Source organism: Streptomyces sp. NPDC059900, assembly GCF_050270335.1.
Classification (GTDB): Bacteria; Actinomycetota; Actinomycetes; order Streptomycetales; family Streptomycetaceae; genus Streptomyces.
In genome coordinates, this window is record NZ_JBNNJZ010000231.1 from 1 (window position 1) to 12,438 (window position 12,438).

General features: G+C 69.8%; 10 protein-coding genes. All 10 read left to right on the plus strand.

Annotation, left to right across the window (positions count from 1 at the left end):
• Positions 1-26: 26 nt before the first annotated feature.
• The gene (locus ACQKIP_RS26005; RefSeq protein WP_427744234.1) at positions 27-1,841 is read left to right on the plus strand and encodes a peptidoglycan D,D-transpeptidase FtsI family protein; all 1,815 of its coding nucleotides are present in this window, start codon (positions 27-29) and stop codon (positions 1,839-1,841) included.
• Positions 1,842-1,876: 35 nt separating this feature from the next.
• Positions 1,877-3,529, plus strand: coding sequence for a UDP-N-acetylmuramoyl-L-alanyl-D-glutamate--2,6-diaminopimelate ligase (locus tag ACQKIP_RS26010; RefSeq protein WP_365852805.1), 1,653 nt, complete (start codon positions 1,877-1,879; stop codon positions 3,527-3,529).
• A 4-nt stretch (positions 3,530-3,533) separates the two neighbouring features.
• Positions 3,534-4,946 (plus strand): UDP-N-acetylmuramoyl-tripeptide--D-alanyl-D-alanine ligase, encoded by a 1,413-nt coding sequence (locus tag ACQKIP_RS26015; RefSeq protein ID WP_365852807.1) that lies wholly within the window; start codon positions 3,534-3,536, stop codon positions 4,944-4,946.
• Positions 4,943-6,013, plus strand: a complete 1,071-nt coding sequence (gene mraY, locus ACQKIP_RS26020) for a phospho-N-acetylmuramoyl-pentapeptide-transferase (RefSeq protein WP_361188825.1) — start codon at positions 4,943-4,945, stop codon at positions 6,011-6,013. The genes ACQKIP_RS26015 and mraY overlap by 4 nt, the downstream gene beginning before the upstream one ends.
• On the plus strand, positions 6,013-7,419 hold the full coding sequence (gene murD / locus ACQKIP_RS26025; RefSeq protein ID WP_427744231.1) for a UDP-N-acetylmuramoyl-L-alanine--D-glutamate ligase: 1,407 nt from the start codon (positions 6,013-6,015) through the stop codon (positions 7,417-7,419). Before mraY ends, murD begins: the two co-directional genes overlap by 1 nt.
• An 83-nt stretch (positions 7,420-7,502) precedes the next feature.
• Entirely contained in the window at positions 7,503-8,825 is a 1,323-nt protein-coding gene (gene ftsW / locus ACQKIP_RS26030; protein WP_365852811.1) for a putative lipid II flippase FtsW, read from the plus strand.
• 6 nt (positions 8,826-8,831) lie between these two features.
• Positions 8,832-9,926: an undecaprenyldiphospho-muramoylpentapeptide beta-N-acetylglucosaminyltransferase gene (murG, locus tag ACQKIP_RS26035; RefSeq protein WP_361188817.1), complete on the plus strand. Its 1,095-nt coding sequence runs from the start codon at positions 8,832-8,834 to the stop codon at positions 9,924-9,926.
• 35 nt (positions 9,927-9,961) lie between these two features.
• Positions 9,962-10,768: a cell division protein FtsQ/DivIB gene (locus ACQKIP_RS26040; RefSeq protein WP_365852813.1), complete on the plus strand. Its 807-nt coding sequence runs from the start codon at positions 9,962-9,964 to the stop codon at positions 10,766-10,768.
• A 275-nt stretch (positions 10,769-11,043) separates the two neighbouring features.
• Positions 11,044-12,270, plus strand: coding sequence for a cell division protein FtsZ (gene ftsZ / locus ACQKIP_RS26045; protein ID WP_365852815.1), 1,227 nt, complete (start codon positions 11,044-11,046; stop codon positions 12,268-12,270).
• Positions 12,267-12,438, plus strand: a 172-nt coding sequence (locus ACQKIP_RS26050; protein ID WP_427744236.1) for a laccase domain-containing protein, incomplete at its 3' end; no start/stop codon positions are given. The genes ftsZ and ACQKIP_RS26050, both read left to right, overlap by 4 nt.

Here is a 12,438-nt window from a genome sequence, read left to right on the forward strand (position 1 = left end):
GCCCCGCCGCCTCCAAGGCCCGCACGATCCGGCTCGGCAGCCCGCGGCCCCGCCTGCGCATGGTGAGCCTCGGCCTGACCCTGGTGATGTTGGCCTTCGTCGTACGCCTCCTCCAGGTGCAGGCGGTCGACGCGAGCGTCTACACCACGAAGGCGGAGAAGAACCGCTACTTCAGCCATGTCCTGACCGCCGAGCGCGGCGGCATCACCGACCGCAGAGGCGTCGAACTGGCCGCCAGCGTGGACGCGTACGACATCACGGCCGACCCGACGATGTTCACGCCGAAGGAAATGGGCATCAAGGACGGGCCCGAGCAGGCCGCCGCGCTCCTCGCCCCGATCCTCGACAAGGACGCCGACAAGCTCACCGAACAGCTCAAGACCCCCAAGACGCGCTACGTCCTGCTCGCCCGCCGGCAGACCCCGCAGGTCTGGAAGCAGATCAAGGACCTGCGCGGCGCGCTCGAAGACAAGGCGCAGACCGACAAGAAGAGCGCCAACGTCCTGGCGGGCGTCTTCCAGGACCCCAGCAGCAAGCGCGTGTACCCGAACGACACCCTGGGCGCCGGGATACTGGGCTGGGTCAACGCCGAGGGCAAGGGCGGCGGCGGTGTGGAGCAGCAGCTCGACAAGGAGCTCGCGGGCAAGGACGGCAAGATCAGGTACGCCCAGTCGGGCGGTCACCAGGTGCCGACCGCGGGCAGCACGGAGACGCCCGCCGTGCCCGGCTCGGACGTCGAGCTGACCATCGACCGCGACATCCAGTGGGCCGCCCAGAGCGCCATCTCCGAGCAGGTGAAGAAGTCCCGGGCGGACCGCGGCTACGTGATAGTGCAGGACACCAGGACCGGCGAGATCCTCGCGATGGCGAACTCACCGGGCTTCGACCCGAACGACCTCTCCCAGGCCGACGGCACGGCCATGGGCAACGCCTCGCTCCAGGACGCCTTCGAGCCGGGTTCGACCGCCAAGGTCATGTCGATGGCCGCCGTCCTGGAGGAGAACGCGGCCACGCCCGGCACGCACGTGACGGTCCCCAACCGGCTGCACCGCGGCGACCGGCTCTTCCAGGACGACATCGACCACCCGACCTGGCACCTCACGCTCAACGGCGTGCTCGCCAAGTCCAGCAACATCGGCACGATCCTGGCCACCGGCGAGCTGGGCAAGACCCAGCGCGAGGCCAACAAGTCGCTCTACTCGTACCTGCGGAAGTTCGGCATCGGCCGGGAGACCGGACTCGGCTTCCCCGGCGAGACGTCCGGCATCCTCGCGAAGGCCGACAAGTGGTCGACCTCGCAGCAGTACACGATCCCGTTCGGCCAGGGCTTCTCGATCAACGCGATGCAGGCGGCCTCCGTCTACTCGACCATCGCCAACGACGGCGTCCGCGTCGCGCCCTCGCTGGTGCGCGGCATAAAGGGTCCCGACGGCCGCTTCACGCCCGCGTCCAAGCCCAAGAAGACCCGGGTGGTCAGCGCGAAGACCGCCAAGACGGTGGCGCACATGCTCGAGTCCGTCGTCGACGACGAAGAGGGCACGGGCACCAAGGCCCGCATCCCCGGCTACCGGATCGCGGGCAAGACGGGTACGGCCAACCGGGTCGACCCCGAGACCGGCAAGTACAAGGGCTACACCTCGTCGTTCGCCGGGTTCGCGCCCGCCGACAAGCCGCGCGTCACCGTCTACTGCGCGATCCAGAACGCCACCAAGGGCAGCTACTTCGGCGGCCAGATCTGCGGCCCCATCTACAAGGAAGTCATGCAGTTCGCCCTCAAGACGCTCCAGGTCCCGCCCACCGGCAAGGGCGCGGCCAGGCTCCCCGTCACCTTCGAACCCTGAGCCCCGCAGGCCCTGAGCCCTACCAGGACAAACCCGTGACAACGATCACTCCGGCGCCGGGGAACCAGCCCCCGCCACACCGCCCGCTTCGCCCTGAGCCCGGTGAGCCCGGTACGCTCACCGCCGTGCCACACGCTGATCAGTCCCAAACCACCCAGAAGGGCGTTCCCGTGACATATCCGGGACCGCCGCGGCCGGTCCAGGTCTCCGCGACGCCGCTCGCCACGATCGCCGATCAGCTGGGGGTCGCCGCCCCGGGCACGGGGGAGGTCAGCGGCATCACGCACGACTCCCGCGCGGTCCGCCCCGGCGACATCTACGCCGCGCTGCCCGGCGCCCGGCTGCACGGCGCCGACTTCGTCGCGCAGGCGGCCGACCTCGGTGCCGCCGCGATCCTCACCGACCCGACGGGCGCCGAACGCGCCGGTGCCACGGGCCTGCCGGTCCTCGTCGTCCCCGCGCCGCGCGACTCCATGGGGGAGCTCGCGGCCACGATCTACGGCCATCCGGGGCGCGATCTGCTCCAGATCGGCATCACCGGCACGTCCGGCAAGACCACCACGGCGTATCTCGTCGAGGGCGGTCTCAAGGGCGTCCGGTCGACCGGCCTCATCGGCACGGTCGAGATGCGCATCGGCGACGAGCGGATCAAGTCCGAACGCACGACCCCCGAGGCGACCGACCTCCAGGCGCTCTTCGCGGTGATGCGCGAGCGCGGCGTGGACGCCGTCGTCATGGAGGTCTCCAGTCACGCCCTCGTGCTCGGCCGGGTGGACGGCTGCGTCTTCGACGTCGCCGTCTTCAACAACCTCAGCCCGGAGCACATGGAGTTCCACTCCGACATGGAGGACTACTTCCAGGCCAAGGCGCAGCTGTTCACCAAACAGCGCTCCCGGCTCGGCGTGGTCAACTTCGACGACGAGTACGGCCGCAGGCTCATCACCGAGTCCGAGGTCCCCGTCACCACCTTCTCCGCCGAGGGACACCCCGACGCGGACTGGCGGGCCGAGGACGTCGAGGTCATGGCGTTCGACTCGACGTTCGTCGCGGTCGGCCCGAAGGGGGAGCGGATCACCGCCCGGTCCCCGCTGGCCGGTCCCTTCAACGTCGCCAACACGCTCGCCGCGATCGTCTCGCTCGCCGTCGCGGGGATCGACCCCCAGCAGGCCGCCGACGGCGTCGCGGGGGTGCCCGGCGTGCCGGGCCGCCTGGAGCGCATCGACGAGGGCCAGCCCTACCTCGCCGTCGTCGACTACGCCCACAAGACGGACGCCGTCGAATCGGTCCTGCGCGCGCTGCGCAAGGTCACCGAGAACAAGCTGCACATCGTGCTCGGCTGCGGCGGCGACCGGGACAAGACCAAGCGGATGCCGATGGGCGCCGCGGCGGCACGGCTCGCCGACACCGCCGTACTGACCGCCGACAACCCCCGCGGCGAGGACCCTCTCGCGATCCTCGCCACGATGCTCGCGGGCGCCGCCGACGTGCCGATCCACGAACGCGGCGACGTCGCCGTCTTCGAGGACCGCGCCACCGCCATCCGCGCCGCCGCCGCCAGGGCCGAGCCGGGCGACACGGTGCTCGTCGCGGGCAAGGGCCACGAGCAGGGCCAGGACATCGCCGGGGTGGTACGTCCCTTCGACGACCGCCAGGTACTTCGCGAAGCTATCCAGCAAACCCAGGGATGAATCTGTGATCGCCCTCTCCCTCGCCGAGATCGCCACCGTCGTCGGCGGGCAGACCCACGACATACCGGATCCGTCCGTCCAGGTCACCGGACCGGTCGTCAGGGACTCCCGAGAAGTGGAGCCCGGCAGCCTCTTCGTCGCCTTCGCGGGCGAGCGCGTCGACGGCCACGACTACGCGTCCGCGGTGGTCGAAGCAGGCGCCGCCGCCGTCCTGGCCTCGCGCCCCGTCGGCGTACCCGCCATCGTCGTCGACGACGTGCAGGCAGCCCTCGGGGCCCTGGCGCGGCACGTCGTGGAGCGGCTCGGCGCGACCCTCGTCGCGCTCACCGGCTCCGTCGGCAAGACCAGCTCCAAGGACCTGCTCGCCCAGGTCCTGCGGAGCAAGGCGCCCACGGTCTTCACGCCAGGATCGCTCAACAACGAGATCGGCCTGCCGCTCACCGCCCTCAGCGCCACCGACGAGACGCAGTTCCTCGTCCTGGAGATGGGCGCCCGCGGCATCGGCCACATCCGCTACCTCACCGGCCTCACCCCGCCGAAGATCGGCCTCGTGCTCAACGTCGGCACCGCCCACATCGGCGAGTTCGGCGGACGCGAGCAGATCGCAGTGGCGAAGGGTGAACTCGTCGAGAGCCTGCCCGCCGACGGCACCGCCGTCCTCAACGCCGACGACCCGCTCGTCCGCGCCATGGCTTCACGCACGAAGGCGCGCGTCCTCTTCTTCGGAGAGCGCGCCGACGCCGACGTACGTGCCGAGAATGTCCGGCTCGCCGACAACGGACAGCCTGCTTTTACGCTGCACACACCCTCCGGGTGCAGCGACGTGACCTTGCGGCTGTACGGTGAGCACCACGTGTCGAACGCGCTTGCCGCGGCCGCCGTCGCCCATGAGCTGGGCATGTCCGCAGACGAGATCGCCCGCGCGCTCTCCGAGGCGGGCACGCTGTCCCGCTGGCGGATGGAGGTCACCGAGCGCCCGGACGGCGTGACGGTCGTCAACGACGCCTACAACGCGAACCCCGAGTCCATGCGAGCCGCCCTGCGCGCGCTCGCGGCCATGGCCAAGGGACGTCGTACGTGGGCGGTGCTCGGTCAAATGGCCGAGCTCGGTGACGAGGGGCTCGCCGAACACGACGCGGTCGGACGGCTCGCTGTCCGGCTGAACGTGAGCAAGCTCGTGGCAGTCGGGGGCAGGGAAGCGTCCTGGCTCCAACTGGGCGCATACAACGAGGGTTCGTGGGGTGAGGAGTCGGTGCACGTGTCCGACGCACAGGCGGCGATCGACCTGCTGCGCAGCGAGCTGCGCCCGGGAGACGTCGTGCTGGTGAAGGCTTCCAGATCGGTCGGTCTCGAGCGGGTCGCCACGGCCCTGCTCGATGACTCCGCGTCGTCCGAGGGGCAGGTCGCCGGCCGATGAGGCAGATCCTCTTCGCGGGTGTGATCGGGCTCTTCCTGACCCTGGTCGGAACCCCGCTCCTTATCAAGTTCCTTGCCCGCAAGGGCTATGGGCAGTTCATCCGGGACGACGGCCCGCGCGAGCACCACAGCAAGCGCGGTACGCCGACCATGGGTGGTATCGCCTTCATCCTGGCGACGCTCATCGCGTACTTCCTCACGAAGATCATCACGGGTACGGAGACGACGCTCTCCGGCCTGCTCGTGCTCTTCCTGATGGCGGGCATGGGCCTCGTCGGCTTCCTCGACGACTACATCAAGATCGTCAAGCAGCGTTCGCTCGGCCTGCGCGCCAAGGCGAAGATGGCCGGACAGCTGATCGTCGGCATCGGCTTCGCCGTGCTCGCGCTGAACTGGCCGGACAACCGCAACCAGACCCCGGCCTCCACCAAGCTGTCGTTCGTCACGGACTTCGGCTGGTCGATCGGCCCGGTGCTCTTCGTGGTCTGGGCGCTGTTCATGATCCTCGCGATGTCGAACGGCGTGAACCTCACCGACGGCCTCGACGGCCTCGCCACGGGCGCCTCGGTGATGGTCTTCGGCGCGTACACCTTCATCGGTGTCTGGCAGTACCAGGAGTCCTGCGCCAACGCGGTCACGCTGACCAACCCACAGGCGTGTTTCGAGGTCAGAGACCCACTCGACCTGGCTGTCGTGGCCTCCGCCCTGATGGGTGCCTGCTTCGGCTTCCTGTGGTGGAACACCTCGCCCGCCAAGATCTTCATGGGTGACACCGGTTCGCTCGCCCTGGGCGGCGCGCTCGCCGGACTCGCGATCTGCTCGCGCACCGAGATGCTCCTCGCCCTGCTCGGCGGCCTCTTCGTCCTCATCACGATGTCGGTCGTCATCCAGGTCGGCTCCTTCCGGCTGACCGGGAAGCGCGTCTTCCGCATGGCGCCGTTGCAGCACCACTTCGAACTCAAGGGGTGGTCCGAGGTCCTTGTGGTGGTCCGCTTCTGGATCATCCAGGGCATGTGCGTGATCGTCGGACTCGGCCTCTTCTACGCAGGATGGGCAGCCAAGAAGTAATGACTTGGGCAGGAAAGAACGTCACTGTCGCGGGGCTCGGCGTCTCGGGCATCCCGGCGGCCCGCGTGCTGCACGGCCTCGGAGCCGTCGTCACCGTCGTCAACGAAGGCGACGACGAGCGCTCCCGCACGCAGGCCGCCGAGCTGGAGAAGCTGGGCGTCACGGTCCGCCTCGGTGACGGCGACACCCTGCCCGAAGGCACCGAACTCGTCGTCACCACGCCCGGCTGGAAGCCCGGCAAGCCGCTCTTCGCGGCCGCCGCGGCAGCCGGCGTCGAGGTGTGGGGCGACGTCGAGCTCGCCTGGCGCCTGCGCGGCCCCGGTGCCGCGCCATGGCTCGCGGTGACCGGCACGAACGGCAAGACCACGACCGTACGGATGCTGGCCTCGATCCTGGAGGCGGCGGGCCTGCGGACCGCCGCCGTCGGCAACATCGGGGTCTCGCTCCTCGACGTGGTCACCGGCGACGACACGTACGACGTGCTCGCCGTCGAGCTCTCCAGCTACCAGCTGCACTGGGCGCCCTCGCTGCGCGCCCACTCCGCGGCCGTCCTGAACCTCGCGCCCGACCACCTGGACTGGCACGGCTCCATGGAGGCATACGCCGCCGACAAGGGCCGCGTCTACGAGGGCAATCAGATCGCCTGCGTCTACAACACGGCCGACAAGGCCACCGAGGACCTGGTCCGCGAGGCCGACGTCGAAGAGGGCTGCCGCGCCGTCGGTTTCACGCTGAATGCGCCCGCGCCCTCGCAACTGGGCGTCGTGGACGGCATTCTGGTCGACCGTGCCTTCGTGCCGGACCGCCAGAAGCAGGCGCAGGAGCTCGCCGAGATCTCCGACGTGCAGCCGCCCGCGCCGCACAACATCGCCAACGCCCTGGCCGCGGCCGCTCTCGCGCGCGCCTACGGAGTGCCCGCGACGGCCGTACGCGACGGTCTGCGCGCCTTCCGTCCCGACGCCCACCGCATCGAACACGTCGCCGACGTGGCCGAAGTGGCGTACGTCGACGACTCCAAGGCCACCAACACCCACGCCGCGGAAGCCTCGTTGGCGGCCTACGAATCCATCGTCTGGATCGCGGGCGGCCTCGCCAAGGGCGCCACCTTCGACGAGCTCGTCACCAAGTCGGCGAAGCGGCTGCGGGGTGTCGTCCTGATCGGCGCCGACCGCGCGCTGATCCGCGAAGCCCTGGCGCGACACGCCCCCGAGGTCCCGGTCGTCGACCTCGACCGGACGGACACTGGGGCGATGTCCGAGGCGGTGGAGCAGGCGGCACGGCTGGCCGAGCCGGGGGACACCGTACTGATGGCCCCGGCCTGTGCCTCGATGGACATGTTCACCAACTACAACAAGCGTGGTGACGCGTTCGCGGACGCGGTCCGCGAACTCGGCGCGAGCGCCTGACGCGGGCCCCTGTGGTCCGGGGGCGCCCGGCACACCCTTAGGAGGGCACGTGGCAGCGTCGTGGTGTCTTGACGGGGGCCTCGATGGCCGGCAGTAGCGGACGCGCGCCCACGCGCCTCGCCAGGCGGCCCGCACCGGTCCGTCCCGCGCGCGTGCCGCGCCCGCCGAGCGAGAACGCGCTGCGGCGGTTCCACACCCGGCTCAAGCGCGCCTGGGACCGGCCGCTGACCGCCTATTACCTCATCCTCGGCAGCAGCCTGCTGATCACCGTGCTCGGCCTGGTGATGGTCTACTCGGCGTCCATGATCCAGGCGCTGCAGCTCGACCTGCCCGCCGCGTACTTCTTCCGCAAGCAGTTCACCGCGGCCGTACTGGGCTCGATCCTGCTGTTCGTGGCCATGCGGATGCCCATCAAGCTGCACCGGGCGCTCGCCTATCCCATCCTCGCGGTGACCGTCTTCCTGATGGTGCTCGTGCAGGTGCCGGGGATAGGGCGCAGCGTCAACGGAAACCAGAACTGGATCTATCTGGGCGGCCCGTTCCAGCTCCAGCCAAGTGAGTTCGCCAAGCTCGCCCTCGTCCTGTGGGGCGCGGACCTGCTCGCCCGCAAGCAGGACAAGCGCCTGCTCGCCCAGTGGAAGCACATGCTGGTGCCGCTCGTCCCGGTCGCCTTCATGCTGCTCGGACTGATCATGCTGGGCGGCGACATGGGCACGGCGATCATTCTCACGGCGATCCTTTTCGGCCTGCTCTGGCTCGCGGGTGCGCCGACGCGGCTCTTCGCCGGAGTGCTCTCCATCGCTGCCCTGCTCGGCGTGATCCTCATCAAGACGAGCCCCAACCGCATGGCGAGGCTCGCCTGCATCGGCGCCACCGATCCGGGCCCCGGCGACCAGTGCTGGCAGGCCGTGCACGGGATCTATGCCCTGGCCTCCGGCGGATTCTTCGGTTCCGGCCTCGGCGCGAGTGTGGAAAAATGGGGTCAACTGCCGGAACCGCACACCGACTTCATCTTCGCCATCACAGGGGAGGAACTCGGCCTGGCGGGGACGCTGTCGGTGCTCGCTCTGTTCGCGGCTCTAGGCTATGCGGGTATCCGCGTGGCCGGACGCACGGAGGACCCCTTCGTACGGTATGCCGCGGGAGGCGTGACCACCTGGATCACGGCGCAGGCCGTGATCAACGTCGGTGCGGTGCTCGGTCTGCTGCCGATCGCCGGTGTCCCGCTCCCGCTGTTCTCCTACGGGGGCTCCGCCCTGCTGCCGACCATGTTCGCCATCGGACTCCTCATCGCCTTCGCGCGGGAGGACCCGGCGGCAAAGGCGGCCCTGGCCATGCGGCAACCTCGGGTGAGATGGAACACGATGAGACGGCGCGTCAAGGCGCGTTCGTCCGGAGAGCGGTGAATTTCGGTGCATGTCGTACTCGCCGGTGGGGGGACCGCCGGCCACATCGAGCCCGCGCTCGCCCTCGCGGACGCCCTGCGTAGGCAGGACCCGACCGTGGGCATCACGGCCCTGGGCACGGAGCGCGGACTCGAGACCCGGCTCGTGCCCGAGCGGGGCTACGAACTCGCGCTGATCCCGGCCGTACCGCTGCCGCGCAAGCCCACCCCCGAGCTGATCACCGTGCCGGGACGGCTGCGCGGCACGATCAAGGCGGCCGAGCAGATCCTGGAGCGCACGAAGGCGGACTGCGTGGTCGGCTTCGGCGGCTATGTCGCGCTGCCGGGGTACCTCGCGGCCAAGCGGACCGGCACGCCGATCGTCGTGCACGAGGCCAACGCGCGTCCCGGCCTCGCCAACAAGATCGGTTCGCGGTACGCCGCCGGGGTGGCCGTCGCCACACCGGACAGCAAGCTGCGCAACTCCCGCTACATCGGCATCCCGCTGCGCCACACCATCGCCACGCTCGACCGGGCCAGGGTCCGCCCGGAGGCGCGCGCCGCCTTCGGCCTCGACCCGAACCTGCCGACGCTGCTCGTCTCCGGCGGTTCGCAGGGCGCGCGGCGCCTCAACGAGGTCGTCCAGCAGGTCGCTCCGGTCCTCCAGCGCGCCGGAATCCAGATCCTGCACGCGGTCGGCCCGAAGAACGAAATGCCGTACGTCGAGAACATGCCCGGTATGCCGCCCTACATCCCGGTACCGTACGTGGACCGGATGGACCTCGCGTACGCCGCGGCGGACATGATGCTCTGCCGCGCGGGCGCGATGACCGTCGCCGAACTCTCCGCCGTCGGGCTGCCGGCCGCTTACGTCCCGCTGCCCATCGGCAACGGCGAACAGCGGCTGAACGCCCAGCCGGTGGTCAAGGCGGGCGGCGGACTCCTGGTGGACGACGCCGAACTGACGCCCGAGTGGGTGCAGGGCAACGTGCTCCCGGTGCTCGCCGACCCGCACCGGCTGTACGAGATGTCCCGTGCCGCATCGGAGTTCGGCCGCAGGGATGCCGACGACCTCCTCGTCGGCATGGTGTACGAGGCGATCGCGTCGCGCCGCAACGGGTGACGCGGCACAGATAGGCACACAGAAGGCAGGGGACCGTGGCCGGACCGACCACCGCCGAACGGCAGAAGTCTGCTTCTGGTGGGTCCCGCCCGCCCCGCCCTCCCCGCCTTCTGCGGTCCCGCGTACGCATGCCGCGGCCGCGCACCCTGATCCTCTCGCTGATCGCGCTCGTGCTGCTCGGCTCCGGGGGCGTCTGGCTGCTCTACGGCTCGCAGTGGCTGCGCGTGGAGCGCGTGACGGTTTCGGGGACCCGGATCCTGACGCCCCAAGAGGTGCGCGAAGCGGCGGCGGCCCCGGTCGGGGCGCCCCTGATTTCGGTCGACACCGACGCTCTCGGGGACCGGCTGCGCAAGAAGCTGCGGCGCATCGACTCGGTCGAGGTCGAGCGTTCCTGGCCGCACGAAATCGGTCTCAAGGTGACCGAACGCAAGCCGGTTCTGCTTATCGAAAAGGGCGGAAAGTTCGTCGAAGTGGACGCCAAGGGCGTGCGATTCGCCACGGTCGGACAGGCGCCGAAGGGTGTTCCGCTCCTGGAATTGACGCCGGACCAGGAGAACGCGGCGTCGAGTCTGCGCCGTTTCGACTCGCACCGCCTGCGGCGCGAGTCGGTGAGCGTCGCGGGTGCGCTTCCGGCCGCCGTGGCCCGCGATACCCGGGTCGTCAAAGTCCGTTCATACGACTCGATCTCGCTGGAGTTGAGCGGCGGACGCACCGTAGCGTGGGGCAGCAGCGAGATGGGTCGGACGAAGGCAAGCACACTCACCGCCCTGATGAAAGCCGCCCCCAAGGCGCGGCACTTCGATGTGAGTGTCCCCACCGCCCCTGCATCATCGGCGAGTTGACGCATATCGTCGCAGGCCAGCACCCTGGTTCGGCAGCGCTACGGCTGATCACATAGGGTGAAAAGAAAAACGGGAGGTTCGGCGTGTTCGTTGAACGTGCGCCACTTGTCGACTTAGTGTCCTGTTCGGAAGAGTCCAAGGAACAGACACACTGGTAACCCTAAACTTCAGCGTTAGGGTTCGGGTCGGCGTTCGGACCGTCCCATTCGGCATCAGTCGTCGCGGCGCTTGACCGCGAGGCGGCGACACGTAACTCGAGGCGAGAGGCCTTCGACGTGGCAGCACCGCAGAACTACCTCGCAGTCATCAAAGTCATCGGTGTCGGCGGCGGTGGTGTCAATGCCATCAACCGGATGATCGAGGTCGGTCTCAAGGGCGTCGAGTTCATTGCCATCAACACCGACGCGCAAGCCCTGTTGATGAGCGACGCCGACGTCAAGCTCGACGTCGGCCGTGAACTCACCCGCGGCCTCGGCGCCGGAGCCAACCCGGCAGTCGGCCGCAAGGCGGCCGAGGACCACCGCGAGGAGATCGAGGAGGTCCTCAAGGGGGCCGACATGGTCTTCGTCACCGCCGGCGAAGGCGGCGGCACCGGCACCGGCGGCGCACCTGTCGTCGCCAACATCGCCCGCTCCCTGGGCGCCCTGACCATCGGCGTCGTCACCCGCCCGTTCACCTTCGAGGGCCGTCGTCGTGCCAACCAGGCCGAGGACGGGATCGCGGAGCTGCGCGAGGAGGTCGACACCCTCATCGTCATCCCCAACGACCGGCTGCTGTCCATCTCGGACCGCCAGGTCAGCGTTCTGGACGCCTTCAAGTCGGCGGACCAGGTCCTGCTCTCCGGTGTCCAGGGCATCACCGACCTCATCACCACGCCGGGTCTGATCAACCTCGACTTCGCCGACGTCAAGTCGGTCATGTCCGAGGCCGGTTCGGCCCTCATGGGCATCGGCTCGGCCCGCGGCGACGACCGCGCGGTGGCCGCCGCGGAGATGGCGATCTCCTCGCCCCTCCTGGAGGCGTCCATCGACGGAGCGCGGGGAGTCCTGCTCTCCATCTCCGGCGGCTCCGACCTCGGCCTCTTCGAGATCAACGAAGCGGCCCAGCTGGTCAGCGAGGCGGCCCACCCCGAGGCGAACATCATCTTCGGCGCCGTCATCGACGACGCCCTGGGCGACGAGGTCCGGGTCACCGTCATCGCGGCGGGCTTCGACGGCGGGCAGCCGCCGTCCAAGCGGGACACCGTCCTCGGTTCGACGCCGGCGTCGAAGCAGCGCGACGAGCAGCCGGCGGCCGCGAGCCGTCCCGCCGAGTCCCGTTCGCCCTACGGCGGCCTCGGCAGCGTCACGCCGCACGAGGAGCCGTCGGCTCCGGAGCCGGTCGAGGTGACGCCGGTCAACGAGACCCCGTCGGCACCCGTGGCCCCGCCGCAGGTTCCGCCGGCCCGTCCGTACTCGGACAGCCAGGCCGAAGAGCTGGACGTGCCGGACTTCCTGAAGTGATAAACGGGCACAGCACACGGAGCGGCGCGCACTTCGCCTTCACCGACCGGTGGGGCGGGGTGAGCGCCGTTCCGTACGAAGAGCTCAATCTCGGCGGCGCGGTCGGCGACGACCCCGCCTCCGTGCGCAAGAACCGTGAGCTGGCCGCCACGTCGCTCGGCCTCGACC

Bases quoted from the DNA above. Each gene is read 5' to 3' on its own strand.
- ftsW (WP_365852811.1), top strand. From the start codon at position 7,503: ATGGCCGGCAGTAGCGGACGCGCGCCCACGCGCCTCGCCAGGCGGCCC.
- mraY (WP_361188825.1), top strand. From the start codon at position 4,943: ATGAGGCAGATCCTCTTCGCGGGTGTGATCGGGCTCTTCCTGACCCTG.
- murD (WP_427744231.1), top strand. From the start codon at position 6,013: ATGACTTGGGCAGGAAAGAACGTCACTGTCGCGGGGCTCGGCGTCTCG.